Origin of the sequence: Micromonospora mangrovicola, from assembly GCF_047200535.1 — a bacterium.
GTDB lineage: Bacteria > Actinomycetota > Actinomycetes > Mycobacteriales > Micromonosporaceae > Micromonospora.
Map to the genome: position 1 here is coordinate 1 of NZ_JBJZOG010000004.1, position 24,891 is coordinate 24,891.

Genomic DNA, 24,891 nt, shown 5'->3' on the forward strand with positions numbered 1-24,891 from the left:
CCGGGAGGTCCCTCCCGGCCCCGATCGGCGCGCGGTACCCCCTACCGCCACCGCTTCCGGGCGGCCGGCCGGCCCGGACCCTCCGCCACCGCCTCGGTGCGCAGCAGGCGGCGCATCCGCAGCAGCAGCCCGGCACCAAGGAACACCAGCAGGCCGCCGAGGAGGAAGGCGGCCTGGACCACGCCGAAGCCGCCCGAGGAGGAGACCGCCCGGCCGGCCGCGCCGGGCGGCGGCAGCTCGGCCACCGCCTCGCCGCCCGGCGGGGCGTCCGCCGGGTCCCCGGTCGCCGGTTCCTCCGTCGCCGGGCCGGTCGGCTCGGCGGCGCCCGCCGTCGGCTCCGGCGCCACCTCGGTCGGGTCGGCCCCGGCGCCCTCCCCCACCACCTGCCGGGAGGCGCTCCGCCGGGCCAGCAGTCGCAGGCTCTGGTCGTACGCCTCGGCGGCGAAGCTCACCCGGCCCCGGGTGACGTCCTCGGCGAAGGCCACCCGGTAGCGGGCGGTGACCGTGCGGCCCGGACAGAGCAGGCCCGGATCCAACTCCCGGTCCGTCAACCGGGCCACGTCCCCCTCGGTCCGGATCTCCAGCGGGAACGACCCGCTCTCCTCCACCCGGTCCACCTTGACCTGGTCCAGCCGCAGGCCCTGCACCTCCAGCAGCATCGACCAGCGCACCCTGACACAGCCGCCGCCGTCGGACCGGGACACCACCGCGGAGAGCGTCTCCACCCGGTCACCGGCGATGAACTCGTCCGGCAGGCCGCTCAGTTCGGTGGAGAACGCGGCCGCCGCCCCGGCCGGCGCGGCCACACCGAGGCCCGCCCCGGACAGGCAGGTCAACACCACTCCGATCCGCAGCGCGTACCGCCACCCGTTCACCACCGCCCCGCCCTCCCGTCGGTCGCGTCCACCGGGAACGCTATGAGCGTCACCGACCGGCCGGTAGACGGGCGTGTTCGCACGGACCGCCAACCGCGAGGGCCGTTATCACGGACAGTGGTGAACCACTCACGGCCACCCCGCGACACGCCCGGGATCGCCGGCGGGCGGCAGCCCGGCGTACGACAGAATCACCGGGTGTCCGACCTGTCCGCGGCCTTCGTCCGGCTGCACGCCCGACTCGCGCCGGTCGCCTTCGTCCCCGAGGTGCGGCTGCACCAGGCCGACGAGCCGATCGGCCTCTGGGAACTGACCGAGGGCGAGTTCCGCAGCGCCCAACCCCCACCGTTCTGGGCCTTCGCCTGGGCCGGCGGGCAGGCGCTCGCCCGCTACGTCACCGACCGTCCCGAGCTGGTCGCCGGCCGGCGGGTGCTCGACCTCGCCTCCGGCTCCGGTCTGGTCGCCATCGCCGCCGCCCGCGCCGGCGCGGCCGCCGTGCGGGCCGTCGAGGTCGACGAGCGGGCCGTCGCGGCCGTCGCGCTCAACGCCGAGGCCAACGGGGTACGCGTCGACGCCGAACTCGGCGACATCCTGGACGGCGACGCCGGCCACGCCGAGGTGGTCCTCGCCGGGGACGTCTTCTACAGCGACGCGATGGCCCGGCGGATGCTGCGCTTCCTGCTCCGGGCCGCGCGGTCCGGGGCCCGGGTGCTGGTCGGCGACCCGGGCCGGGCGTTCCTGCCCCGCGAGCGCTTCCACGAGCTGGCCGCGTACGACGTGCCGGTGACCGAGGCGCTGGAGAGCATGCGGGTGAAGCACACCACCGTCTGGGAGCTGGATCCGGCTCCGCCGGGAGCCGCCCGCTAGCGTGTCGCCGTGCTGTTCCGGGGCTGGGGGGAGTCCGTCGACGGTCCGTGGCCGGACGTGGCGACCGTGGTCGACCACGTCGGCGTGCCGCACCTGGTGGTGACCCGGCACGCCCTGGTCCGGCGGCTGCTCACCGACCCGGAGACGTTCCGGCCGGACAACGCCCTCGACGCGGTGACGCCGATCCCGGTGGCCGCCCTGCGGGTCCTGGCCGGCCACCGGTTCCGGCTGCCACCGACGCTGGCCAACAACTCGTCGGCCAGCCACCCGGAGATCCGGGCCATCGTCGCCGACGCGCTGCACCCCGACCGGGTGGCCGCACAGCAGCCCTGGCTGACCGACCTGGTCCGGCAGCGGGTGATCCGGCTCGCCACCGCCCTCGACGCGGGCGAGCCGGTCGACCTGTACGCCGAACTCGCCGCCGACCTGCCGCTGCTGGTGCTGGCCCGGCTGGTGGAGCTGCCGGACGCCCCGGTCGGCGCGGTCAAGGACTTCGCCCGCGCCGCGCTGGAGCTGTTCTGGGCCCCGCTGGACGGGGCGCGGCAGCTCGCCCTCGCCGCCGAGGTGGGGCGGTTCCACACCGTGCTGCGCGCCTTCGCCGCCACCGGCGGCGGGCTGGCCGCCCGGCTGCGGGCCGCCGGGCACTCCCCCGACGTGGTGGTCGGCGCGCTCTTCTTCCTGCTGGTCGCCGGCCAGGAGACCACCTCGCAGTTCCTCACCCTGCTGCTGCACCGGCTGGTCGGCGAACCGGAGGTCCGGGCCGGGCTGCGCGGCGGCGAGGTCACGGTCGCCGACGTGGTCGAGGAGGGGCTGCGACTGGAGCCGCCGATCGTCACCTGGCGCCGGGTCGCCGCGGTCGACACCACGCTGGGCGGGACCGCCGTCCCGGCCGGCACCAGCATCGTGGCGTGGCTGGCCCGGGCCGGCCGCGACGCGGCGGTGGTCGCCGCGCCGGACGAGTTCCGGCCCGGGCAGCGCGGCTCCCGCCGGCACCTGGCCTTCGGGGCGGGGGCGCACCGGTGCGTGGGCGCACAGCTGGCCCGGATGGAGGCGGCGGTGGTCGTCGCCGAGGCGGCGGAGCTGCTCGACGGGGTGACGGTGGTCCGCCCGCCGTGGTGCCCGGACAACCTCACCTTCCGGATGCCCGACGCGTTCGTGATCCGCCGGGCCTGACCCGCGCCGGTGGAGGCCCGGACCTTCCCTGCGGGCCCGACGACCTGACAAAAGTCAGGGCGGACCGCCGCCGATCGGCGGCGGCGCGACCACCGCCCCGCTCCCTACCGTCGGCGCATGATCACATTGCGTGGGTTGACGAAACGGTTCGGGACGACGACCGCGGTCGACAATCTCACCGTCGAAGTCGGGCCGGGACAGGTGACCGGCTTCCTCGGCCCCAACGGCGCCGGCAAGTCCACCACCATGCGGATGGTGCTCGGGCTGGACCAGCCGACCGCCGGCCAGGCCCTGGTCAACGGCCGGCCCTACCGGACGTTGCGGCACCCGCTGTACGAGGTGGGCGCGCTGCTGGAGGCCACCGGCATCCACCCGACCCGCCCCGCCCGGGCGCACCTGCGCGCCATGGCCCACAGCAACGGCATCCCGGCCCGCCGGGTCGACGAGGTGCTCGACCTCGTCGGGCTGGACGAAGGCGCCGCCGCCAAGCCGGGACGGGCACTGTCGCTGGGTATGGGCCAGCGGCTCGGCATCGCCGGGGCGCTGCTCGGCGACCCGCCGGTGCTGCTCCTCGACGAGCCGGTCAACGGCCTCGACCCGGACGGCGTGCGCTGGATTCGCCGGCTCAGCCGGAGCCTCGCCGCCGAGGGACGAACCGTGCTGATCTCCAGCCATCTGATGAGCGAGATGCAGCAGACCGCCGACCGGGTGGTGGTGCTGGGGCGCGGCCGGCTGATCGCCGACGCGCCGTTGGCCGAGCTGATCGCCGCCCGCCCGGTCGCCTCGGTCCGGGTACGCGCCGCCGAGCCGGCCGACCTGGCGACGCTGGGAGCAAGGCTGACCGCCGAGGGGGCGACCGTGGCGCCGGAGGGCGACGGGCTGACCGTCACCGGCGCCACCGCCGCCCGCGTCGGCGACCTGGCGTACGAGCTGGGGGTCCGGGTGCACGAACTGACCCCGGCGGCCGCCTCGCTCGAGGAGGCGTTCCTGGAACTCACCGCCGACAGCGTCGAGTACGCTGCCGGCCCGAACGGAGGCGGGACCCGATGACCGCCCTGCCCACCGCCGCCCCAACCCGGCCGGCCGGCCGGCTCGCTCCGACCAGCGGCCCGTTCACCGGGGCGGTGGCCGCCGAATGGACCAAGCTCTGGTCTGTCCGGTCCACCTGGTGGACGGTGCTGGCGGGGGCGCTGACCATGGCCGCCACCGCCGCCCAGCTCGCCATCTATGCGGTCAACGACAACACCGACGACGACCCGACGGTGAACCCGGGCATCGTCGGAGCCGGCGAGATCGTGACCGGCTCGCTGGAACTGACCCAGTACGTCGTGCTCGCCCTCGGGCTGTTCGCCATCACCAGCGAGTACGCCACCGGCACGATCCGCACCACGCTGCGCTGCACCCCGTCTCGGGGGCGGGTGCTGCTGGCCAAGGCGGTCGTGGTCGGCGCGGCGACGTTCCTCGTCGGGCTGCTGCTCGGCGGGATCGGCGCGGCGGCGGCCCGGCCGGTGCTGGGCGAGTGGGGGCGCGCCCCGTTGGGCGCGACGGCGCGCGACGTGGTCGCCTCGGCGGCGTACCTGGCGCTGGTGGGGGTGCTGGCGCTGGGCCTGGCGGCGGCGCTGCGCGGCGCGGTGCTCACCCTGACCGTGCTCCTCGCCCTGCTGATGATCGTGCCGCTGTCGTTGCAGGAGCCGGGGATCGCCGTGCTGACCCGGATCGCCGACGCCTTTCCCGGGGTGGCCGGCAACCACTTCCTGACCGGGGACACCGAGCCGTACCCGGCGGCCGTGGGGCTGCTGCTGCTCGCCGGCTGGACGGCTGCGGCGCTGGCCCTCGGCAGGTGGGCGATGGCCCGCCGCGACGCGTGAACACCGGGGCGCGGGTGGTCAGGCGCCCCGCGTGAACCCCGGGGCGGGGCTGGTCAGCCGGTCGGGCGGAACCAGCCCCGCCTCGTACGCGAGGATCGCCGCCTGCACCCGGTTGCGCACGTCGAGCCGGGTGAAAATGCTGGTCAGGTAGCTCTTCACGGTGCCCTCGACCAGGTGGAGGCGGCGAGCGATCTCGGCGTTGGACAGTCCCGCCCCGACCAGCGCCAGTACCTCCCGTTCCCGGTCGGTCAGGCCGGCCAGCCGGTCCCGGGCACCCGGGGCCCGGGCCATCCGCCCGCCGCTCAGCTCGATCACCCGGCGGGCCACCCGGGGCGACAGGTACGCCCCGCCGTCGGCCACCGCCCGGATGCCGGCGAGCAGCTCCCGCGGGTCGCCCGACTTGAGCAGGAAGCCGCTCGCCCCGTGCCCGAGCGACCGGGCGATCAGGTCGTCCTCGCCGAACGTGGTGAGCATGACCGTGGCGGTCCCCGGCACCAGCCGGCGGATCTCCGCCGCCGCGCCGATCCCGTCCCACCGCGGCATCCGGATGTCCAGCAGCGCCACCCGCGGCCGGTGGGCGCGGACCAGCTCGACGGCGGCCCGGCCGTCCCCGGCCTCGCCGACCACCTCGATACCGGGATCGGCGGCCAGGATGGCGCGTACCCCCGCCCGGACCATCGCCTCGTCGTCGGCGAGCACTACCCGCAGGGGTCTTCCGTGGTCGTCGGTCACCGTGCGATCCGCTCCTTGCTCACCAGATGGCCGTCGGAGAAGCAGAGCCGCCAGGTCGGCTCCGCAAAGGGAAAGTTGCCGTCGGTGTAGAACTCGCAGCCAGCGGGGGCATCCGCCGTCGGCGGCTCCGCCTGCCGCTCGGGCAGCCCGAGGCGGTCCCGGGCGTCGCCGACGCGCAGCCGCTCGTACCCGGACCGGTCGAGCACGGCGCCCGCCGTGGCGAGCGGGTAGTAGACCAGGCCGAGCACCAGCCCGAGGACGGCCGGGGCACCGAACGCCGCCAGCAGGCTGCGCCGGACCCCCCGCCGGGCGTCCCGCAGCCGCCGCGCCGCCTCGGCCGGGCGGTCGTACGCGACCCGGCCGGCGACGAGTTCGCCGTCGTCGAACTCCCCCACTGTGGAGCGGGCCGGCGAGCTGACCGCCGGCACCCGGGCGCCGGTGACGTCGCCCGACGCCTCGGCCGTCGCGGGATTGCCTGCCGGCACTTCGCTCAACGCCGTCGGGACGGCGGGGCCGGAGGTCAGCGGCAGCCGCGCGGACACCACGAAGCCGCCATCCCGCGGCCCCGCGTCCAGGACACCCCCGGCGAGGCGTACCCGCTCGCGCAACGCGAGCAGCCCGGAGCCGTGCGACGCCGGCCCGGGCAACGGACCAGCCGGCGCCCGCCCGTTGACGACCTCGACCGCGACCGTGCCCCCGGTGCGGTTCACGGTGACGGTAACCGGGGCGCCGGGGGCGTACCGGGCGGCGTTGGTCAGCGCCTCGCGAACCACCCGGTGCAGGGCGTGCCCGGTGAGCGGCGGCAACTCGACCTCGCTCGGCCCGGCACACAGCGTGACCGCCATCCCGGCGTCCCGCGCCCCGTCCACCAACTCCGCCACGGTGTCGCCGGCCGGGTGTGGCGAGCCGGACCGCTCGTCGCGGAGCACCCCGACGATCTCGTGCAGCCGTTCGGTGGCGGCGGCCACGCTGGCCCGCAGCTCGCCGGCCGCGGCCCGACGCGCAGGGGTCAGGTCGACGGCCAGTTCCAGAGCGGCCGCGCGCAGGGCGATCAGACTCAGGTCGTGGCCGAGGGAGTCGTGCATGTCCTGGGCGATCCGGGTCCGCTCGCGCAGCCGGACCCGTTCGACCGCGGCTCGGCGCTCCCGCTCCTCCACCTCGGCGTGCCGCCGACCGGCTTCGACGAGTGCCCGCTGCTGCCGGCGGAGCCGGCCGAGCAGCCAGGGAAACACCCCGGCGAAGAGCAGCACCGAGGCGAGCAGGAACCAGGTCGCCGGACCGGTGCCGAGCAGGCCGAGGTTGAGCGCGGTCCCGGCGACCGCGATCACCCCGAACACCACCGCCGCCCGGCCGGCGCTGGCGCTGCGCCGCCCGGCGAGGTAGCTGAACACCGGGATGGCGAAGACGAAGTTGCCGTCCAGCAGCGACCCGAGCACCACCGCCACCAGCGCCGCGAGCGGGAGCCGGCGGCCTACCGCCACCGCGAGGGCGAGTAGCGCCAACGACCCGATCAGCAGCAGCACCGCATGCCACGGCCACGGTGGGGTGAGCCCCGCGTACGCCACCGGCGCGGAGACGGCGGCCCAGAGCAGCAGGTCACCGACCCACCTCCGACAGGTCGACGGGCCGTCCACGTCGCGGAACTCCACGACGGTCACGCTACCGACGGCCGTTGCGGCCCGACACCGACGAAAGTCAGGTGATCAGCCGGCGTCCTCGGCCCAGGACCGCCAGTCGTCCAGCACCCCGTACAGGGCCGGGGTGAGCCAGCCCGGGGCGGAGCGGCGGAACACCCCCGGGTCCATCGCGCCGGCGCCCGTCGGCACCGCGCCGAGCAACTTCGGCACCAGGTCGGACAGGTTGAGCCAGTGCACCAGCTCCGGCTCCGCCGGCCAGGCGCCGATGACCACGCCCGCCGGGATCGCCCGGCGTTCCAGGGCCTCCAGGGTGAGCGCGCTGTGGTTCAGCGTGCCGAGGCCGGCCCGGGCGACCACCACCGCCGGCGCGCCCAGCGACACCGCCAGGTCGGCCACCGTCCACGGCTCGCCCGACGGCCGCAGCCCCATCGGCACGAGCAGCCCACCGGCCCCCTCGACGAGCACCAGGTCGTGCTTGTCGACCTCCTCGCGGATCGCGTCGACCGCGGTGTACAGCTCCAGTGGCTCCAGCTCGGCAACCCGGGCCGCGGCGAGCGGGGCGAGCGGGTCGGGGTAACTGGCCAGGGTCCGGCCGGTGAGCGGGGCGGCCAGCCGGGTCACCGAGTCGACATCGCCGGGTTCGCCGGTGGCCGTACCGGTCTGGCCGGGCTTGACCACCGCGACCCGCAGCCCGGCGGCCTGCGCGGCCGCCGCGATCGCCGCGGTCACCACCGTCTTGCCCACCTCGGTGTCCGTGCCGGTCACCAGCACCGGCCCGGTCCAGCCGTTGCCGTCGCCGTTGCTCATGGCGCACACTCCACGATCACGTCGAGGGCCTGTTCGAAGTCCGCCCGCGGCACCCCGGCGCTGATGGTCAGCCGGAGCCGGGAGCGGCCGTCCGGGGTGGACGGCGGTCGGAAGCAGCCCACCGCGACGCCCCGGTCCCGGCAGTCGGCCGCCCACGCGGTCGCCGCCTCCGGGCCGGGAGCGGTCACCGAGATCACCGCCGCGTCGGGCGCGGAGACCTCCAGCCCAGCCGCGCGGAGCCGGCGGACCGCGAGGGTGGCCCGCCCGGCCAGCTCGGCGCGCAACTCGTCGCCGGCCCGGGCCAGCCGCACTGCCGCGTGCACGCCGGCAGCCACCGCCGGGGGCAGGGCCGTGTCGAAGATGAACGTCCGGCCGGTCTCCACCAGGTGGCGGACGAACTCCGCCGGACCGGCCACCACGCCGCCGGCCCCACCGAGCGCCTTGGACAGGGTGGCGGTGACCACCACGTCCGGCTCGCCGGACAGGCCGGCGGCGGACACCCCGCCGGCCCCGGCCGGGCCGGTGACGCCGAGCGCGTGCGCGTCGTCGACCAGCAGCAGCGCGCCGTGCCGGCGGGCCACCGCGTGCAACGCGGCCAACGGTGCGAGGTCGCCGTCGACGGAGAAGACCGATTCGGTGACCACCACCGCCGGCCGGCCGGGCGCGGCGGCCAGCGCGGCGGCGACCGCGTCGACGTCGGCGTGCGGGGTCACCACGGTCTCCGCACCGGAGATCCGGCAGCCGTCGATCAGCGAGGCGTGGTTGTGGGCGTCGGAGACGAGCAGCGTACGTGGCTGCACCAGCCCCCGGACGGCGGCCAGGTTGGCCAGGTAGCCGGAGGAGAAGACCAGCGCCCGGTCGGTGCCGAGCCAGTTCGCGAGGGCGTCCTCCAGCCCGTGGTGCGCGTCGGTGGAGCCGCGCACCAGCCGCGACCCGGTCGCGCCCAGCCCGTACGCGGACAGCGCCCGCGCGGCGGCGGCGGTGACCTCCGGGTGGGTGGCCAGGCCGAGGTAGTCGTTGCCGGCCAGGTCGACCACGGCGGCGCCGGCGGCGCGCGGGCGCAGGACACGGGTGAGTCCCGCCTTGGCCCGCAGCTCGGCGCGGCGGTCCAGGGCCGCCAGCCAGTCCGCCACCGTCACGTACCCTTCCGCCGACCGTCGCCCCGTCGGGGCACTTCCGCCGGGCGAAGTTACCACCCGCCGGACACACCGCGGCGTGGCGCGGTCCGGCTCGCCGGAGCCGCAGGACCGCTGGTCGCGGCCGGATCGAGGGGCGTACGCGGCCGTTTCCGGCCAGCTGGACGGCCTTGTAGGGTACGAGCCATGCCAGAGATCCTCGACCAGGCCCGGACCCAGGTGCTGGAGAACGGCGTCGGCCTCGACGAGGCCGGTGTCCTCGCCGTGCTGAACCTGCCCGACGAGCACCTGCCCGCCGCGCTCCAGCTCGCCCACGAGGTACGGATGCGCTGGTGCGGCCCGGAGGTGGAGGTCGAGGGCATCGTCTCGCTGAAGACCGGCGGCTGCCCCGAGGACTGCCACTTCTGCTCGCAGTCCGGCCTGTTCACCTCGCCGGTCCGGTCGGTCTGGCTGGACATCCCCGCGCTGGTCGAGGCGGCCAGGCAGACCGCGGCGACCGGGGCGACCGAGTTCTGCATCGTGGCCGCCGTGCGCGGCCCGGACGCCCGGCTGATGAAGCAGCTGCGTGAGGGTGTGGCCGCCATCAAGGCGGAGGTCGACATCCAGGTCGCCGCGTCGCTGGGCATGCTCAGCCAGGAGCAGGTCGACGAGCTGGTCGAGATGGGCGTGCACCGCTACAACCACAACCTGGAGACCTGCCGCTCCTACTTCCCGAACGTGGTCACCACGCACTCCTGGGAGGAGCGCTGGGAGACGCTGAAGATGGTCCGCGAGTCGGGCATGGAGGTCTGCTGCGGCGGCATCCTCGGCCTGGGCGAGACGGTCGAGCAGCGCGCCGAGTTCGCCGCGCAGCTCGCCGAGCTGGACCCGCACGAGGTTCCGCTGAACTTCCTCAACCCGCGCCCGGGCACGCCGCTGGCCGACCGGCCGGTGGTCGAGGGCAAGGACGCGCTGCGGGCGATCGCCGCGTTCCGGCTGGCCATGCCGCGCACCATCCTCCGGTACGCGGGCGGCCGGGAGCTCACCCTCGGCGACCTGGGCACGCGGGACGGCCTGCTGGGCGGCATCAACGCGGTCATCGTCGGCAACTACCTGACCACGCTGGGCCGGCCGGCCACCGACGACCTGAAGCTCCTCGATGATTTGAAGATGCCGGTGAAGGCGCTGTCGGCGACCCTGTGAGGCGGAGATGACGTTGACCGAGCTGTGGTGCGACCGCTGCGGTGCGGAGGCATCCGTGCCGCACGAGGCGTGCGCGTCGGCGCGGGCGCTGGAGCCGCCGCGCTACTGCGCGCACTGCCGCCGCCGGATGAAGGTGCAGGTCGTGCCGGCCGGCTGGTCGGCGGTCTGCGTCGAGCACGGCGAGATCCGGGGCTGACCCGTGCTGCGCGGGCGGGTGGTGGCGTTGCGGCCGGTGACCCAGGACGACGTGCCCGCGCTCGCGGCGATCCGGGCCACCCCCGAGGTGCGCCGCTGGTGGCGCGGCGGCGACGACCTGGCCGCGGCGGTCCGCGCCGACCTGGCCGACGACGAACTGACCGTGTACGCCATCGAGCACGAGGGCCGGCTGGTCGGCGCGATCCAGTGGTACGCCGAGACGGACCCGGACTACCGCCACGCCAGTCTGGACATCTTCCTCGACCCGGCGGCACGCGGCGCCGGCCTCGGCGGGGACGCCATCCGCACCCTGGCCCGGCACCTGGTCGACGAGTACGGCCACCACCGGTTCACCATCGACCCGGCGGCGGCGAACACCGCCGCGATCCGGGCGTACGCGAAGGTGGGCTTCCGCCCGGTGGGCATCATGCGCCGCTACGAGCGGGGCCCGGACGGCCGCTGGCACGACGCCCTGCTGATGGACCTGCTCGCCCACGAACTCGCTGACTGAGTCAGCCGGTGGCGATCCAGTAGCGCCGGATCCGGCCCAGTTCGGTGTCGCGGACGTCCTCCAGCGCACCGCCGTGCCGCTCGATGGTCCGCGCCGACGCGGTGTTGCGGTCGTCGCAGGTGGCCAGGACCGGGTCGATACCCCGCCGGGCGGCCTCGGCGAGCGCCGCGCCGAGCGCGAAGGTCGCCCCCCCACCGCCGGGCCGGCGGGCGTACGCCGTAGCCGACATGGCCGCCTGCGTCGCGCAGGAAGTCGTTGAGCCGCAGCCGCAGCGAGATGGCGCCGAGCACGTCGTCGCCCTCGACGATCCACCAGTAGATCGCGGGTACCAGGCCGTCGGGCAGCGGCCAGCCGGCCGTCGGCACCAGGTGCGACACCGCGACGCCGCAACCCCCGACTGCCCGGAACCTTGGACAGTTGCCGCTCGGGAGGAACGACAACCGTCCAAGATCGCAAAACGATCCCGTCAGGAGACGGTGCAGGGGGAGCCGTTGAGGGTGAAGGCGGTCGGCTTCGGGTTGGTGCCGGTGTGGGTGCCGTTGGAGCCGAAGCTGGTCGACGCCCCCGGCGCGAGCGTCCCGTTGTAGGCGACGTTGGATGCGGTCACCGCCGTGCCGATGTGGGTGAAGTTCGCCGACCAGCCCTGGCGCACCTGCTGCCCGGCGTTCGGGAAGGTGAAGGCAAGGGTCCAGCCGTTGATCCCGGCCGTACCGGTGTTGGTGACGGTGATGTTCGCGGTGAAGCCGGTGTCCCAGGTGTTCGTCGCCCAGGTCACCGCGCAGCCGCCGGCGGCCGGCGGGTCCGCGGTGGTCACGGTGACCGCCGGGGAGGCCGGGGAGACGTTGCCGGCCGCGTCCACCGCGACGATGGTGAAGGAGTACGTGGTCGACGCGGTCAGGCCGGTGACCGCGAGCGTGGTGCCGGTGGTCGACCCGACGAGGACGTCGCCGGACCGGTGGACGCGGTAGCCGGTGACGCCGATGTTGTCGGTGGCCGGACCCCAGGCGAGGGTGAGCCCGGTCGGGCCGACCGCCGAGGCGGTGGGCGTGCCGGGGGCGGTGGGCGGTGTGGTGTCCGGAGCCGGGGTGGTCACCGACGCCGCGGGCGACGCCGCGGAGCGGTTTCCGGCGCCGTCGCGGGCGACCACGCTGAACTGGTACGTCCGCTCGGGCAGCAGCCCGAAGACGGCGAGCGTGTTGCTGGTGGCGGTGAGCAGCACCGGGCTCGTGCCGGCCTCGGTGCGGGTGACCTCGTATCCGGCCAGGCCGCTGCCGCCGGTGTCGGTGGAGGCGGGCCAGGTCAGGGTGAGCCCGGCGGCGGTGACGTTCGAGGCGACCGGGGTGCCGGGCGTGCTCGGCGCGGTGGTGTCCGGGGTGGCCGGACCGGGCTCCTCGCCCCACACCCGCACGGCCACGGCCGCGTGGCGGCGGGATCGGGTGGGGCATGGCGAGCTCCTGTGGACGGTGCCGCCGGGCGGCCTCGACCGGACGGGAAGACGTCGGTGGTCGGTGCTGCCGGCGGTGGTGGGGTGGCCTCACGGGAATGCGGGAGCGCTCCCATGGATGGTCGACAATGTAATGTGAAGGCCGCCGGTTTGTGAAGACGGGCGCCGTCGCCACGGAGGCGGCGCAGCGCCGAAAGCCTCCGCCGCGTTACATGGACACGCCGCCGGTCCGATTAAGTCTCGCTTTGGCTTTTCGTGTCGGACGCCAAGTCCTCCCAGTTCAGCCCGTTCGTCGGATGACCTCATCGCCGGATCTTCGTGCGATCATGTGCCGTCACCTCTCCCGATCTCGGAGGATTACTCATGCCACAGCGTCGGCACGTGACGCGCGCGGCGTTTACCGCAGCTGCCGCCACGGCCCTCCTCGCCTTCGCCAGCCCGGCTTGGGCGTCGAGCACGGTGCCGCTCAACCCCAGCCACAAGGGCTCGACCGCAGCCAACTTCCAACAGGAGTGCGACGACGAGCGGTTCGCCAGCCTGGGCGACAACCAGGACGGCTGGCACTTCGTCCTGCCCGGCTCGGACGCCGGCAGCTTCGAGACCCTCACGCTGACCTTCAACGACGGCACCGGCCAGGTCGAGATCAAGATTCCGGACGCCTCCGACGCGTACCCGGACTACCTCTACTCGACCGGCGGCAACGACCCGCAGACCATCCACGCCTACGTCTTTACGCCGGCGGGCTGGACCCTGGTCGACGGCAGCGCCGTCATCAGCGGCACCGGGGACAAGTTCAACCTGAGCCACACCTGCGCCGGCACCACGCCGTCGAAGTCCCCGTCCCCGTCGCCGTCCTCGTCCGAGTCGCCGACCCCGTCCGAGTCGCCGTCGACCTCGGAGTCCCCCAACGGTGACACCTCCGCCTCGCCGGGCTCCTCGGTGGGTGGCAGCGGCGGCACCCAGGGCGGGCTGCCGCTCACCGGCGTGGCCGCGACCAGCATCGCGCTCACCGGCGTCGTACTGATCGGCGGCGGCGTCGCGCTGATGACGCTGCGTCGCCGTCGCGACAAGATCACCTTCACCAGCTGAGCCCACGCGCCAGTCGCGGCCGGCCGTCGGACCCCCGTCCGGCGGCCGGTTTGCGTTACGACGACGCGCCAAGGCTTGGCGAACATTTCCTGCGTCCATTGACAATCCGCTCCAGCCGGAGCCGATCGTTCGATGTCGCTATCGGTACCGGTTCATGCAATCATGTGCCGTCCGCCCCACCCAATCCCAGAGGATTCCTCATGGCACAGCGTCGGCGCCTGACGCGCGTAGCTTCCACTGCGGCCGCCGTCACGGCCTGCCTCGCTTTCGGATCCCCCGCCCTGGCCACCGACCCGGCCGGCAACAACGGGACCGTCAAGATCGATAATTTCGACGTCGACAACCACGACGACCCGAACATCGCCAACCGTCCCCACGTCGGCTGCGACTTCCAGGTCAGGTTCTTCAACTTCGACGAGGGCCAGACGGCGAAGATCACCTTCACCATCCACCCGCCGTCAGGCTCCGGCGCAGAGGTGGTCCCCGCGGAAACCAGAACCATCAGCACAACCCCGGCCGGCGGGGGGAGCAAGGATGAGGACGCGGTCTTCACGTACCACGTGTCCGACTGGGACCTGACCAAGTACAAGGAGCAGCCCAAGCAGGGCTACCACGTCAAGCTGACCATCGAGTCGGAGGGCGTGCCGGGTGGCGTCAAGCACAAGGTCTTCTGGGTCCCGAACTGCACTGCCGCGACGCCTCCGACCACCCCGCCCGGGACGCCGACCACCACCCCGCCGACCGAGAGCACGCCGCCCGGCGGCTCGGCCTCGCCGGGCACGGGCGGCGGCGGTGACGGCGGCGGCAGCCTGCCGATCACCGGCGTGGCCGCTACCAGCATCACGCTCGGCGGCATCGCCCTGATCGGCGGCGGCGTCGTCCTGATGACGCTGCGCCGCAGGCGCGACAAGATCACCTTCACCAGCTGACGTTCGCCCAGGCGCAACCGGCCGTCGGAATCGTTCCGGCGGCCGGTTGCGCGCATCGGGGCGGGATCGGCGCGACTGCCGGCGAGAGCGGATCGGGCGCGCTCCAGCAACGACCACGAACGGCCGCGCCCCGGATATGATCTTGAGATGGACGCCCTCGACCCGCCCCGCACCGCCCTCGTCCTGATCGACCTGCAGCGCCGCATCGTGGACCTGCCCACCGCCCCGCACTCCGGCCCCGAGGTGGTCGAGCGCTGCCTCGCGCTCGCCGACGCGGCCCGCGCCGCCGGGGCGACGGTCGTCGTGGTCCGCGCCGACCGGCCGGGTCCCGACCCGCAGCCGGCGGGGAGCGAGCTGCTGCCCGAGGTCGCCCCGCGCGACGGCGACGTGGCGGTCGTCAAGCACAGCTGGGGCGCCTTCCACGAGACCGGGCTGGACGCCGCGCTGCGCGAACGCGGCGTCGAAACGCTGATCATCGGCGGCCTGGTCACCAACTTCGGGGTCGAGCAGACCGCCCGGATCGGCGAGGAGATGGGCTACCGGGTGGTGCTGCCGCACGACGCGATGTCCGGACTGGACGAACACGCCCACGAGTTCGCCGTGAACTACGTCTTCCGCCGGCTCGGCGCGGTCTGCACCACCGCCGAGGCGGTCGCGGCGTTGCGCGGTTGACCGGCCGGCAGGCTGATCCGTACTGGCGGGTAACCCGGTCGACGCCACCCGGAGCTGGATCACATAATCGGTTGTCTTCAATGGCCTGTCGACGTACTTGCAGGTCGGAGCCGGTGACGGACGGCCGCGACGCGCCACTGCCGGCGCCAGTCGGTGGACCGGTGTCCTGGCATACGAGCGTACGGTTGCCGGTCCACTCGGCGGCGCGGGAAAGTACGCGACACCAGCGGTGCCATCGACGCCGCCGCTCCCCGGACAACCCTGAGGAGATCGCGATGGCTCTCAGACTCGCCGACGGCAGCTCCTGGTCCGAAACGCTCGCCCGGGCGGTGGCCGCCGCGCCGGAGGCCTTCGGCACCGCGCCCGGCGACGCCGCCAGCCTGCACAACCTGATACAAGGCGAGTGGCAGGCGGTCGGCGCGCCGGTCCCGGTGCGCACCCCGGTCGACAACACCGTCCTGGTCAACCTGGCCCGGCTCGACGCGGACACCGCCCGCACGGCCGTCGCGCACGCCGCCGCCGACCACCGGGAGTGGGCGCGGACCCCGCTCGCCGAGCGCAAGGCCCGGGTCACCGAGGCACTCGACGCGCTCGCCGCCCACCGCGACCTGCTGGCCATGCTGCTGATCTGGGAGATCGGCAAGCCGTGGCGGCTGGCCTGCGCCGACGTGGACCGCGCCCTGGACGGCGTGCGCTGGTACGTGCAGGAGATCGACCGGATGCTCGCCGACGGCCGGGAGCCACTGCCCGGCCCGGTCAGCAACATCGCCTCCTGGAACTACCCGATGAGCGTGCTGGTCCATGCCGAGCTGGTGCAGCTGCTCGCCGGCAACGCGGTCATCGCCAAGACGCCGTCCCAGGGCGGCGCGGTCTGCCTCACCGTCGCCCACGCGCTGATGCGCCGAGCCGGGTTGCCCGCCACCCTGCTCTCCGGCAGCGGTGAGGAACTCTCCGAGGTCCTGGTCCGCGCCCCGGAGATCGGCGCGGTGGCGTTCGTGGGCGGTCGCTCCAACGGCGGCAAGGTGGCCGCCGCGCTGCTCGACTCCGACAAGCGCCACTTCATCGAGCAGGAGGGCCTCAACGCCTGGGGCATCTGGAACTTCTCCCAGTGGGACCTGCTCGCCGCGCACCTCAAGAAGGGCTTCGAGTACGGCAAGCAGCGCTGCACCGCGTACCCCCGGTTCGTGGTCCAGCGGGAACTGGTCGACGAGTTCCTCGACATGTACCTGCCGGTGGTCCGCTCGGTCCGCTTCGGACACCCGCTCGCCGTCGCCGACGACTGGTCGGCCGGCGACCCGCTGCCCGAGCTGGACTTCGGCCCGCTGATCAGCGCGGCCAAGGCGGAGGAGCTGCGCCGCAAGGTCGACGAGGCGGTACGCGGCGGCGCGGTGCCGCTGCACCGCGGCAAGCTCGACGGCTCGCCCTTCCTCGACGGCCAGGACACCTCCGCGTACGTGGCGCCCGCGGTGCTGCTCGCCCCGCCCGGCCGGTCCCGGCTGATGCACGCCGAGCCGTTCGGCCCGGTCGACACCATCGTCGTGGTGGACACCACCGACGAGCTGCTGGCCCAGATGAACGCCTCCAACGGCGCGTTGGTCGCCTCGCTGGCCTGCGACGACGAGGAGCTGGCCGGCAAGCTCGCGGTCGACCTCCAGGCATTCAAGGTGGGCATCAACAAGCCCCGGTCCCGGGGCGACCGGGAGGAGCCGTTCGGCGGCCGGGGCGCCTCCTGGAAGGGCGCGTTCGTCGGCGGCGACCTGCTGGTGCAGGCGGTCACGGTGGGCGGCGACGGCCGGCTCTACGGCAACTTCCCCGACTACAGCAGCTACCCGGCGACCTGAGCCCGGACACGGACAGGGCCCCCGCACCGGGGGCCCTGCCGTGTCACCGTCCTCCGTACCGGAGGTCGGCCGAGGTGGCGCCGGGATCCGCCCGGCGCCGGTGCGGGTCCCCCCTGCCGGTCGTCGTCCCGGGCCGCGCCGTTGAGGCACGGGACGGTGTCGCGGCGGGCGACCCTCGGCTCAGTGCGCCCGGTGGGTCCGGGCGGTCGCGTCGACCTGTCGGGGCAGCGGGGCCGGAGCGGCCACCAGCGGCACCGTCACGGTCAGCACGGCGCCGTCCCGGTCCACCGCCGCCGGCCGGTCGAGCCGACGTAGGGCGCGCAGCATCGGCGTGTTCTCCGCCTGCACGTGCAGGAGCACGGCGGCGTAGCCGGCCCGCTCGGCGTGCCCGACCAGCCGCCGCAGCAGCGCCGAACCGAGCCCGCGCCGCTGCCAGTCGTCCCGGACCAGCAGCGCCACCTCCGCCTCGTCCCCCTCACCGAGGAGGTTGGCCATCGCGACAACCGGCGCCGCGTCCCCGCCGGGGCCGGTCGTGGCGACCAGGGTGAGGCCCTGGGTCGGCTCCAGCAGCCGGCGCAGCCGGGCCGGCGACGGCCATGCGGCACCGCTGAGGTAACGCCGCTGCCGGCTCCGGGCCGAGCAGCTCTCGTGCAGCTCCACCACACCGGTCACGTCCTCGGCGGTGGCCGGCCGGACCAGCACCTCCGACGCGTCCGGCAGCACCAGGGTGACCCGGTCGGCGTCCCGGCGGGCGGCGCTCGCGGCGAGCTCGGCCAGCGCCTGGGCCCGGGCGTACTCGGCCGGGGTGAAGCTGGGCTCCCGGCGGCGCAGCTCGTACGAGCCGCCCGACGGGTCGGCCAGCACCATCGTGGTGGCGCCCACCCCGCCGAGCGGGGCGGGCGACGCGGGCCGCCAGGTCACCTCGTCCGCGCCGAGCAGGGCGCGCAGCGCCTCGCCGGCCGCGTCCGGCTCCCGGACCAGCCGGGTGGCCAGGCCGAGCACCCGGGTGGGCTGGTCGGCCAGTCCACGCGCCTCGCTGCGCGCGACCCAGCAGTCCCGGCCCCGGCCCCGCTCGACGGCCGCCCGCAGGTCGGCCTCGGTGACCTGGTCGGGCGCGTCGACGAGGAAGTCGTCGACGGCCCCCACCTCGGTGGTGTGCACCTGCACGGTCAGGATGTTGACCCCGCGCAACGCGAGGCTCGCCGTGAGGACCGACAGGTAGCCCGGCCGGTCGTCCACGGTGGCTCGGATCCGCCACAGCGCCATGGTTCGCTCCCTTCGCCGGTCACCACCCTGCCGGCCGCCTGTTGCGCGCCCGTTGCCCACGGGTGAAACGGTGGGACGGGTCAGGTGATGGTGGTCACCGGAGGGGCACCGACCAGGTCCAGCCGGTCACCCAGGATCACCGCGCTGGCCCGGACCAGCTGGGCCAGCCGGTCCACCTCGGTGGAGTGGAACGCGGCGGCCGCGAGAGGCTCGCTGTGGTCCCGCGCCACCACCAGCACCAGACCGGCCCGACCGAACGGCGCGACCGCGTAGTGGTGCCCCTCGGGGCTGGTCATCGAGCGGGCTCGCAGCGGGGTCACCTCCGGCAACCGGGGCGGGACCGGGGCCCGCCAGCTCGCGTGCCCGACCGTCGCCTCGCCCGCGCCGCCGCTGCGCGCGGCCCAGTCCAGCGGCACGACCGCGGCCACCGCCCAGTCCGCGGCGAGCAGCCCGGGCACCGCGTCGACGACGGTGGCGACCCCTTCGGTCGGGTTCGCCGCGACCTGGGCGAGCAGCTCGGCGTCCTGGCCCCCGGTGGTCGGCGCGCCGATCGCCCGCCACACCCCGTCCACCCGTACGCCGGGGATCGCGGCCAGGCCGGCCAGCAGGCGTTCCACCCGCGCCGCGCCCGGCCACACCACGGTGAAGTCGTCCACCGCCCGACCGCCGAGCCGCTCCAGCACCACCACCTGGACGATGTCGGCACCGGAGACGCCGAGTGTCCGGGCCACCTGGCCGAGCGTGCCGGGCCGGTCCGGCAGGGTCACCCGAACTCTCAGCAGCATGTCTGGTCCCTCCGCTCGGCGGGCCGACCGCGGCGGCCGGCAGGCTGGGCCCCAGCCTGCCGGCTGACCATTTCGCCCCTGTTGCAGTGCCATGTCCCGCCGGGAAAATCCGACCTTGACAAGAAGGCTGAGCTGCCATCAACTAACCGGATGACCGATCCGGCCGTCGACGCAGCGCAGCCCCCGACCGGTTCGGCCCCGCGCGGGCTCGACCTGGACCGGCTCGGCGCGTACCTGGCCGCGCACCGGCCCGAGCTGGCCACCGCCCCGCTGTCGGCCCGGCTGATCGCCGGAGGCAAGTCGAACCTCACGTACCTGCTGCGCGCCGGCGACCGCGAGGTGGTGCTGCGCCGGCCACCGCTCGGGCACGTGCTGGCCACCGCGCACGACATGGCCCGGGAGCACCGGGTGATCTCCGCGCTGGCCCCCACCGACGTGCCGGTCCCCGCCGCGCTGCTGCTCTGCGCCGACCCCGACGTGATCGGCGCTCCGTTCTACCTGATGGAGAAGGTCGACGGCGAGGTCTACCGCCGCCGCGCGCAGACCGACCCGCTCACCGCCGGGCAGCGGCGCGAGCTGGCCATGGCGATGATGGACACCCTCGCCGCGCTGCACATGGTCGACCCGGCCGAGGTCGGGCTGGCCGACTTCGGCCACCCCGAGGGCTACCTGGCCCGGCAGGTCCGCCGCTGGGCCGGCCAACTGGACCGCTCCCGCAGCCGCCCGCTGCCCGGCATCGACGAACTGCGCGACGCGCTCGGCGGCAGCGTGCCGGAGGGCGCGAACGCCGGCCGGATCGTGCACGGCGACTACCGGCTGGACAACCTGCTCGCCGTGGTCGACCCGGTCGCCGTCCGGGCGGTCCTCGACTGGGAGATGGCCACCCTCGGCGATCCTCTCGCCGACCTGGGGCTGCTGCTGACGTACTGGAGCGTGCTCGGCGACAGCGACCTCGCCGAGGGCAACCCGGTGGCCGACGGCATCGGTCCCCGGGCCGGCTTCCCGAGCGGGGCCGAGCTGATCGACCGCTACGCCGGGCGCAGCGACGTCGACGTCGGGCCGCTGCACTGGCACGTGGCGCTCGGCTGTTTCAAGCTCGCGGTGATCTGCGAGGGGATCCACTACCGGCACACCCTCGGGCAAACGCTCGGCGGGGGCTTCGACCGGATCGGCGACATGGTGGCGCCGCTGGTCGAGCACGGCCTGCACGCGGTCCGGGAGAAGTGACGCCCGCGCCTAACCCGCCCGTCGCCCGCTGATTCACGGAAAGAGTGCTCATTCCACGCGGCATGACCACGCTTTCCGTGAATTTGCAGGGGAGCGCGGGGTCGGGTTAGGCGGAGGCGCGGTGGATGAGCTTGGTGTCGAGCAGGACGTGCGGGGAGGGGACCTCGTCGCCGCGGATGCGGGAGACCAGCAGGCGGGCCATCTGCCGACCCATCTCCTCCACCGGCTGGAAGACCGTGGTGAGCGGCGGCTCGGCCTGCCGGGCGATCGGGGCGTCGTCGAAGCCGATCACCGCCACGTCCTCGGGCACCCGGCGGCCGGCCTCGCGCAGCGTACGCAGCGCGCCGAAGGCCATCAGGTCGGAGGCGACGAAGACGGCGTCCAGGTCGGGGCAGACCTCCAGCAGCCGGCGCATGCCGGCGCTGCCACTGCCCTCGCTGAAGTCCCCGTACGCGATCAGGTCCGGGTCGACGCTGCGGCCCGCGGCGCGGACCGCCTCCTTGTAGCCGGACAACCGGGCCAGGCCGGCGCCCATGTCCTGCGGGCCGGCGATGGTGGCGACCCGCCGCCGGCCGCGGGCGAAGAGGTGCTCCACCGCCTGCCGGGCGCCGCCGACGTTGTCCACGTCGACGAACCAGGCGGGCTGGGCGTCCGGGTGCAGCATCCGGGCCGGCCGGCCGCCGAGCACGGCGGGCAGGCCACGCTCCTCCAGCAGGGTGGGCAGCGGGTCCGCGTCGTGCAGCGAGAGCAGCAGCACCCCGTCCACGTGCTGGTTGGTCAGGTGGTGCTCGACCCGTTCCCGCTCGATCGGCGACTGCACCATGGCGAGCCAGAGCTGCATCGGGGTCTCCAGCAGCCCGGAGCTGACGCCCCGGACGATCGCGGCGAAGAACGGCTCGGTGAAGACCCGCTCCCCCGACTCGGAGACCACCAGCGCCACCGAGTCGGTCCGCTGGGTGACCAGCGCCCGGGCGGCCCGGTTGGGTACGTATCCCAGCTCGGCGATCGCCTGCTGGACGGCGGCCCTGGCCTCTGGGCTGACCTGGGGCGATCCGTTGACCACGCGGGAGACCGTGCCGCGCCCGACGCCGGCGCGGGCGGCGACCGCGTCGAGGGTCGGGCGCCCGAGCGACCGCGTGCGCTGCGTTGTCATCCTCTGCTCCTCCGACGTCGGGCGGCCCGGCACCTGTTGAGGCGTCGGCGCCGGGCCGCCCGTTACTGGCTGGCCCAGCCTATTGTGCGGCCAGGCCGTTGCGTCGGATCACCTCGGCGTACCACCGGGCGCTGGACTTGGGGGTCCGGGTCTGGCTGTCGTAGTCGACGTGGACCATCCCGAACCGCTTCGTGTAGCCCCAGGCCCACTCGAAGTTGTCCATCAACGACCAGGCGAAGTATCCCTTCAGCGGCACACCGGCGCTGATCGCGGCGTGCGCCGCGCGCAGGTGCGCGTCGAAGTACGCCAGCCGGTCGGGGTCGTCGACCCGACCGTCGACCACCGTGTCGACGAAGGCGGAGCCGTTCTCGGTGACGTAGAGCGGCAGGTCGGTGTAGTCCCGGTGGACCCGCTCCAGGGTCTCCACCAGGCCGGGGGCGTCGATCTCCCAGTCCATGTCGGTCACCGGGACACCGCGGGTGACGAACCGGACGTCCTGGCTGGCCGGCCAGCACGAGGGGGCCCGCCAGTACGTCTCCCGTTCGACCCCCTCGGCCGGCGCGGCGACCACGTGCCGGCTGTAGTAGTTGACGCCCACCAGGTCCAGCGGGGTCGAGACGACCGCCAGGTCACCGTCCCGGACGTGCCCGAAGTCGGTGATCCCCCGCAGGTCGGCCTGCAGGTCCGCCGGGTACGCCCCGCGCAGCACCGGGTCGAGGAAGAACCGGTTGGCCAGGGCGTCGATGCGCCGGGCGGCGTCGGCGTCCTCGGGCGAGCCGCTGGCCGGGGTGACCGGGTAGAGGTTGACCGTGATGCCGAGCTGGGCCTCCGGCCGGGACGCCCGCAGCGCCTGCACGGCCAGCCCGTGCCCGAGCATCAGGTGGTGCCCGGCCCGGACGGCGTCCGCCCCGTCCGACCGGCCCGGCGCGTGCACCCCGGAGCCGTAGCCGAGGAACGCCGAGCACCACGGCTCGTTCAGGGTGGTGACGTACCGCACCCGGTCGCCGAGGGTGTCCGCGACGAGTTGGGCGTAGTCGGCGAACCGGGCGGCGGTGTCCCGCGCCGGCCAGCCCCCGGCGTCCTCCAGCGGCTGCGGCAGGTCCCAGTGGTAGAGGGTCAGCCAGGGCTCGATGCCGTGGGCCAGCAGTTCGTCGACGAGCCGTCGGTAGAAGTCCATCCCCTCCTGGTTGGCCGGGCCGGTGCCGCCGGGCTGCACCCGGGGCCAGGAGACCGAGAAGCGGTACGACTTCAGGCCCAGGTCGGCCATCAGCCGCACGTCCTCGGGCATCCGGTGGTAATGGTCGCAGGCCACGTCCCCGGTGTGCCCGGCCACCGTCCGGCCCTCCGTGTGGCTGAAGGTGTCCCAGATCGACGGGGTCCGGCCGCCCTCGGTCGCCGCGCCCTCGATCTGGTACGCGGCGGTGGCCGCGCCCCACAGGAAGCCGGGCGGGAAGGTCGCTTCCGGGCCCTGGTCGAGGACCACGACGGCGGGCGGGCTGGCTGGGTTGCTCACGACTTGACGGCGCCTTCCATGATTCCGCCGATGATCTGGCGGCCGAACAGTACGAACACGATGAACAGGGGCAGGGTCGCGATCAACGTACCGGCGAAGATCTGCGAGTTGTCGGCGAAGTACGCGGTGTTGAGGCTGCGTAGGGAGATCTGGACGGTCGGGTTGGCCGGGTCGGCCAGCACCACGAAGGGCCAGAAGAACTGGTTCCACTGTTCCATGAAGGTGAGCAGGCCGAGCACCGCGGCGGCCGGGCGCAGGGCGGGCGCCACCACGTGCCAGTACACCTTCCAGGTCGAGCAGCCGTCCACCCGGGCGGCCTCGATCAGCTCGTTCGGGACGGCCTGCTCGGCGTACTGGCGCATCATGAAGATCCCGAAGCCGCTGATCAGGAAGGGCACGGTCACCGAGGGCATCCGGTTGAGCCATTCGAGCTTGGCCATCAGGATGTAGAGCGGGAGCACGCCGAGCTGGATGGGCACCATCATCGAGGTGAGGATGATCAGCAGCAGCGCGTTCTTGCCGCGGAACCGGAGCTTGGCGAAGGCGAAGCCCGCGAGGGAGCCGAAGAATACGGTGGCGACGGTGATCGTCCCGGAGACCAGGAACGAGTTCAGCAGCCCCTTGACGATGTTGGCGTCACCGTTGGCGAGCACCCGCTGGACGTTCTCGCCGAGCTTGCCGCCGGGCAGGAACGGCGGGGGCCAGGAGTTGGCCGCGTCGTTGGTCCGCGAGGCGATCACGATCATCCAGTAGAACGGGAAGAGCGAGAGGGTCACCCCGAGGACGAGCCCGACCCGGGTCAGCGGGCTCGCCGCCCAGAGCCGGTCGGCGCGGCGCCGAACCGGGGTCCTCGCCGCCGGCGGTACGGGCGGGTGCAGCGTGGTACTGGTCATGGATACGCCACCCTCACTTGTCGGAGCTGATCCGGCGGGCCAGCAGGTAGTTGATGAACGAGAAGACGGCGATCAGCAGGAAGAGCATCAGCGCCACGGCACCGGCGTACCCCCAGCGGAACCGCTGGTTCATCACGTCGAGCAGGTACATGGTGATGGTCTGGAACTGCCCCTCGGTGCCGCCGGAGAGGGCACCGGATCCACTGGTGAACATCAACGGCTCGGTGAAGAGTTGCAGCCCGCCGATGGTGGAGATGATCAGGGTGAAGATGATCGTCGGGCGGAGCTGCGGGATCGTGATCGACCAGAACTGGCGACCGCGGGAGGCCCCGTCCAGCTCGGCGGCCTCGTACATGTCCTTGCTGATGGACTGCATGGCGGCCAGGTAGATCAGGGCGTTGTAGCCGACCCACCGCCAGTCGACCATGGTCGAGATGGCGAACCAGGAGGCGAAGCGGCCCGCCCGCCAGTCGACCGGCCCGAGCCCCACCAGGTCGAGCAGCCAGTTGATCAGCCCGAACTCCCGGGCGTAGATCATCGAGAAGACGAGCGCGACCACGGCGGTCGAGGTGATGATCGGCATGGCGATGGCCAGCCGGAAGAACATCTGGCCGCGGATGCGCCGGTTCAGCGCGTTGGCCAGCAGCAGTGCCAGCAGCAGCTGCGGCACGGTGGACAGGAGGAACATCCCGAAGGTGTTCACCACCGCGTTCCAGAACTGCGGGTCGTCGGTGAGCAGCTCGACGAAGTTGTCCAGGCCGACGAAGCTGATCGAGGAGTTGAGCGGTGACCGGTCGGTCATCGCGATCCAGAACGTGTAGGCGATCGGGTAGACGCCGAAGATCGCGAAGATGACGAAGAACGGAAGCACGAACAGGTACGGCGTGTAACGGATGTCCAGCCGGTTGAGCAGGCGGCCGACCGGGGGACGCCGGTGCGCGGCCGGGGACGGCGGCCGGCGGGCGGAGCCGGGCGGTGCGGCGGTGTCGAGTGGGAGGCTCATGGACGTTCCTTCGGGTGAGTGGCGCCGACGCGACGGCACCGGGTCACGGGCTCCGACGCGGGATCACGGGTGGTGCCGCCGGTCTGCTCCCGG

25 protein-coding genes are annotated in these 24,891 nt (G+C 74.0%); 12 read left to right on the top strand and 13 right to left on the bottom strand.

Going from position 1 to position 24,891, the window contains the following annotated elements; all coding sequences use genetic code 11:
* Nucleotides 1-41 precede the first annotated feature (41 nt).
* Complete coding sequence (locus ACL02O_RS02495) at nt 42-875, bottom strand: hypothetical protein (protein WP_412816403.1); 834 nt, start codon at nt 873-875, stop codon at nt 42-44.
* A gap of 198 nt (nt 876-1,073) precedes the next feature.
* Between ACL02O_RS02495 and ACL02O_RS02500 the strand changes: the two genes are divergently transcribed.
* The 4 genes from ACL02O_RS02500 to ACL02O_RS02515 all read left to right on the top strand — a co-directional run bounded on the left by ACL02O_RS02500 (nt 1,074) and on the right by ACL02O_RS02515 (nt 4,783).
* Nucleotides 1,074-1,742, top strand: coding sequence for a class I SAM-dependent methyltransferase (locus ACL02O_RS02500; protein WP_412816274.1), 669 nt, complete (start codon nt 1,074-1,076; stop codon nt 1,740-1,742).
* Nucleotides 1,743-1,751: 9 nt separating this feature from the next.
* The gene (locus ACL02O_RS02505; RefSeq protein WP_412816275.1) at nt 1,752-2,915 is read left to right on the top strand and encodes a cytochrome P450; all 1,164 of its coding nucleotides are present in this window, start codon (nt 1,752-1,754) and stop codon (nt 2,913-2,915) included.
* A 117-nt stretch (nt 2,916-3,032) separates the two neighbouring features.
* Nucleotides 3,033-3,965, top strand: coding sequence for an ABC transporter ATP-binding protein (locus ACL02O_RS02510; RefSeq protein WP_412816276.1), 933 nt, complete (start codon nt 3,033-3,035; stop codon nt 3,963-3,965).
* Nucleotides 3,962-4,783 carry an ABC transporter permease gene (locus ACL02O_RS02515; RefSeq protein WP_412816277.1) on the top strand — a complete coding sequence of 274 codons (822 nt, stop codon included), beginning with the start codon at nt 3,962-3,964 and terminating at the stop codon, nt 4,781-4,783. The genes ACL02O_RS02510 and ACL02O_RS02515 overlap by 4 nt, the downstream gene beginning before the upstream one ends.
* An 18-nt stretch (nt 4,784-4,801) precedes the next feature.
* Here the strand turns inward: ACL02O_RS02515 and ACL02O_RS02520 are convergent, their stop codons facing one another.
* The 4 genes from ACL02O_RS02520 to ACL02O_RS02535 are packed head-to-tail and all read right to left on the bottom strand — an operon-like array spanning nt 4,802 to nt 9,092.
* Nucleotides 4,802-5,515, bottom strand: coding sequence for a response regulator (locus ACL02O_RS02520; RefSeq protein ID WP_412816278.1), 714 nt, complete (start codon nt 5,513-5,515; stop codon nt 4,802-4,804).
* Nucleotides 5,512-7,164 (bottom strand): sensor histidine kinase, encoded by a 1,653-nt coding sequence (locus tag ACL02O_RS02525; RefSeq protein ID WP_412816279.1) that lies wholly within the window; start codon nt 7,162-7,164, stop codon nt 5,512-5,514. Before ACL02O_RS02525 ends, ACL02O_RS02520 begins: the two co-directional genes overlap by 4 nt.
* A gap of 54 nt (nt 7,165-7,218) precedes the next feature.
* Entirely contained in the window at nt 7,219-7,959 is a 741-nt protein-coding gene (bioD, locus tag ACL02O_RS02530) for a dethiobiotin synthase (RefSeq protein WP_412816280.1), read from the bottom strand.
* The gene (locus tag ACL02O_RS02535) at nt 7,956-9,092 is read right to left on the bottom strand and encodes an 8-amino-7-oxononanoate synthase (protein WP_412816404.1); all 1,137 of its coding nucleotides are present in this window, start codon (nt 9,090-9,092) and stop codon (nt 7,956-7,958) included. The genes bioD and ACL02O_RS02535 overlap by 4 nt, the downstream gene beginning before the upstream one ends.
* 189 nt (nt 9,093-9,281) lie before the next feature.
* On the opposite strand from ACL02O_RS02535, the gene bioB reads away from it, so the two are divergent.
* The 3 genes from bioB to ACL02O_RS02550 are packed head-to-tail and all read left to right on the top strand — an operon-like array spanning nt 9,282 to nt 10,983.
* Nucleotides 9,282-10,277 (top strand): biotin synthase BioB, encoded by a 996-nt coding sequence (gene bioB, locus ACL02O_RS02540; protein ID WP_412816281.1) that lies wholly within the window; start codon nt 9,282-9,284, stop codon nt 10,275-10,277.
* Nucleotides 10,278-10,284: 7 nt separating this feature from the next.
* The gene (gene bsaP / locus ACL02O_RS02545; RefSeq protein ID WP_412816282.1) at nt 10,285-10,473 is read left to right on the top strand and encodes a biotin synthase auxiliary protein BsaP; all 189 of its coding nucleotides are present in this window, start codon (nt 10,285-10,287) and stop codon (nt 10,471-10,473) included.
* Between the two features lie 3 nt (nt 10,474-10,476).
* Nucleotides 10,477-10,983 carry a GNAT family N-acetyltransferase gene (locus ACL02O_RS02550; protein WP_412816283.1) on the top strand — a complete coding sequence of 169 codons (507 nt, stop codon included), beginning with the start codon at nt 10,477-10,479 and terminating at the stop codon, nt 10,981-10,983.
* Nucleotide 10,984: 1 nt separating this feature from the next.
* On the opposite strand, the gene ACL02O_RS02555 is transcribed toward ACL02O_RS02550, so the two are convergent.
* Together ACL02O_RS02555 and ACL02O_RS02560 are read right to left on the bottom strand one after the other, a co-directional pair.
* On the bottom strand, nt 10,985-11,212 hold the full coding sequence (locus ACL02O_RS02555; RefSeq protein WP_412816284.1) for a hypothetical protein: 228 nt from the start codon (nt 11,210-11,212) through the stop codon (nt 10,985-10,987).
* A 237-nt stretch (nt 11,213-11,449) separates the two neighbouring features.
* Nucleotides 11,450-12,397, bottom strand: a complete 948-nt coding sequence (locus ACL02O_RS02560) for a cellulose binding domain-containing protein (RefSeq protein ID WP_412816285.1) — start codon at nt 12,395-12,397, stop codon at nt 11,450-11,452.
* 393 nt (nt 12,398-12,790) lie between these two features.
* On the opposite strand from ACL02O_RS02560, the gene ACL02O_RS02565 reads away from it, so the two are divergent.
* From ACL02O_RS02565 to ACL02O_RS02580, 4 genes are all read left to right on the top strand, one after another.
* Complete coding sequence (locus ACL02O_RS02565; protein ID WP_412816286.1) at nt 12,791-13,516, top strand: LPXTG cell wall anchor domain-containing protein; 726 nt, start codon at nt 12,791-12,793, stop codon at nt 13,514-13,516.
* Between the two features lie 50 nt (nt 13,517-13,566).
* On the top strand, nt 13,567-14,445 hold the full coding sequence (locus ACL02O_RS02570; RefSeq protein ID WP_412816287.1) for an LPXTG cell wall anchor domain-containing protein: 879 nt from the start codon (nt 13,567-13,569) through the stop codon (nt 14,443-14,445).
* Between the two features lie 147 nt (nt 14,446-14,592).
* Nucleotides 14,593-15,117 carry an isochorismatase family protein gene (locus ACL02O_RS02575; RefSeq protein ID WP_412816288.1) on the top strand — a complete coding sequence of 175 codons (525 nt, stop codon included), beginning with the start codon at nt 14,593-14,595 and terminating at the stop codon, nt 15,115-15,117.
* A 275-nt stretch (nt 15,118-15,392) separates the two neighbouring features.
* Entirely contained in the window at nt 15,393-16,958 is a 1,566-nt protein-coding gene (locus ACL02O_RS02580) for an aldehyde dehydrogenase family protein (protein ID WP_412816289.1), read from the top strand.
* 180 nt (nt 16,959-17,138) lie between these two features.
* On the opposite strand, the gene ACL02O_RS02585 is transcribed toward ACL02O_RS02580, so the two are convergent.
* Together ACL02O_RS02585 and ACL02O_RS02590 are read right to left on the bottom strand one after the other, a co-directional pair.
* Nucleotides 17,139-18,224, bottom strand: coding sequence for a GNAT family N-acetyltransferase (locus ACL02O_RS02585; protein ID WP_412816290.1), 1,086 nt, complete (start codon nt 18,222-18,224; stop codon nt 17,139-17,141).
* A gap of 80 nt (nt 18,225-18,304) precedes the next feature.
* Nucleotides 18,305-19,009 carry an ACT domain-containing protein gene (locus ACL02O_RS02590; RefSeq protein WP_412816291.1) on the bottom strand — a complete coding sequence of 235 codons (705 nt, stop codon included), beginning with the start codon at nt 19,007-19,009 and terminating at the stop codon, nt 18,305-18,307.
* A gap of 150 nt (nt 19,010-19,159) precedes the next feature.
* Here ACL02O_RS02590 and ACL02O_RS02595 point away from each other — a divergent pair, with 150 nt between their 5' ends.
* Nucleotides 19,160-20,236 (top strand): phosphotransferase family protein, encoded by a 1,077-nt coding sequence (locus ACL02O_RS02595; RefSeq protein ID WP_412816292.1) that lies wholly within the window; start codon nt 19,160-19,162, stop codon nt 20,234-20,236.
* A 106-nt stretch (nt 20,237-20,342) separates the two neighbouring features.
* Here ACL02O_RS02595 and ACL02O_RS02600 read toward each other — a convergent pair whose 3' ends face one another.
* The 4 genes from ACL02O_RS02600 to ACL02O_RS02615 all read right to left on the bottom strand — a co-directional run bounded on the left by ACL02O_RS02600 (nt 20,343) and on the right by ACL02O_RS02615 (nt 24,798).
* Nucleotides 20,343-21,389 (bottom strand): LacI family DNA-binding transcriptional regulator, encoded by a 1,047-nt coding sequence (locus tag ACL02O_RS02600; RefSeq protein WP_412816293.1) that lies wholly within the window; start codon nt 21,387-21,389, stop codon nt 20,343-20,345.
* Between the two features lie 79 nt (nt 21,390-21,468).
* Entirely contained in the window at nt 21,469-22,902 is a 1,434-nt protein-coding gene (locus ACL02O_RS02605) for a GH1 family beta-glucosidase (RefSeq protein ID WP_412816294.1), read from the bottom strand.
* Nucleotides 22,899-23,795: a carbohydrate ABC transporter permease gene (locus ACL02O_RS02610; RefSeq protein ID WP_412816295.1), complete on the bottom strand. Its 897-nt coding sequence runs from the start codon at nt 23,793-23,795 to the stop codon at nt 22,899-22,901. The genes ACL02O_RS02605 and ACL02O_RS02610 overlap by 4 nt, the downstream gene beginning before the upstream one ends.
* A 13-nt stretch (nt 23,796-23,808) precedes the next feature.
* Nucleotides 23,809-24,798, bottom strand: a complete 990-nt coding sequence (locus tag ACL02O_RS02615) for a carbohydrate ABC transporter permease (RefSeq protein WP_412816296.1) — start codon at nt 24,796-24,798, stop codon at nt 23,809-23,811.
* Nucleotides 24,799-24,891 lie beyond the last annotated feature (93 nt).

Excerpts from the sequence above, each read along its gene's own strand:
- bioB (WP_412816281.1), top strand. The coding sequence starts at position 9,282 with ATGCCAGAGATCCTCGACCAGGCCCGGACCCAGGTGCTGGAGAACGGC.
- ACL02O_RS02610 (WP_412816295.1), bottom strand. The coding sequence starts at position 23,795 with ATGACCAGTACCACGCTGCACCCGCCCGTACCGCCGGCGGCGAGGACC.
- ACL02O_RS02565 (WP_412816286.1), top strand. The coding sequence starts at position 12,791 with ATGCCACAGCGTCGGCACGTGACGCGCGCGGCGTTTACCGCAGCTGCC.
- ACL02O_RS02595 (WP_412816292.1), top strand. The coding sequence starts at position 19,160 with ATGACCGATCCGGCCGTCGACGCAGCGCAGCCCCCGACCGGTTCGGCC.
- ACL02O_RS02575 (WP_412816288.1), top strand. The coding sequence starts at position 14,593 with ATGGACGCCCTCGACCCGCCCCGCACCGCCCTCGTCCTGATCGACCTG.
- ACL02O_RS02515 (WP_412816277.1), top strand. The coding sequence starts at position 3,962 with ATGACCGCCCTGCCCACCGCCGCCCCAACCCGGCCGGCCGGCCGGCTC.
- bsaP (WP_412816282.1), top strand. The coding sequence starts at position 10,285 with ATGACGTTGACCGAGCTGTGGTGCGACCGCTGCGGTGCGGAGGCATCC.
- ACL02O_RS02580 (WP_412816289.1), top strand. The coding sequence starts at position 15,393 with ATGGCTCTCAGACTCGCCGACGGCAGCTCCTGGTCCGAAACGCTCGCC.
- ACL02O_RS02590 (WP_412816291.1), bottom strand. The coding sequence starts at position 19,009 with ATGCTGCTGAGAGTTCGGGTGACCCTGCCGGACCGGCCCGGCACGCTC.
- ACL02O_RS02600 (WP_412816293.1), bottom strand. The coding sequence starts at position 21,389 with ATGACAACGCAGCGCACGCGGTCGCTCGGGCGCCCGACCCTCGACGCG.
- bioD (WP_412816280.1), bottom strand. The coding sequence starts at position 7,959 with ATGAGCAACGGCGACGGCAACGGCTGGACCGGGCCGGTGCTGGTGACC.
- ACL02O_RS02585 (WP_412816290.1), bottom strand. The coding sequence starts at position 18,224 with ATGGCGCTGTGGCGGATCCGAGCCACCGTGGACGACCGGCCGGGCTAC.
- ACL02O_RS02510 (WP_412816276.1), top strand. The coding sequence starts at position 3,033 with ATGATCACATTGCGTGGGTTGACGAAACGGTTCGGGACGACGACCGCG.
- ACL02O_RS02615 (WP_412816296.1), bottom strand. The coding sequence starts at position 24,798 with ATGAGCCTCCCACTCGACACCGCCGCACCGCCCGGCTCCGCCCGCCGG.
- ACL02O_RS02555 (WP_412816284.1), bottom strand. The coding sequence starts at position 11,212 with ATGTCGGCTACGGCGTACGCCCGCCGGCCCGGCGGTGGGGGGGCGACC.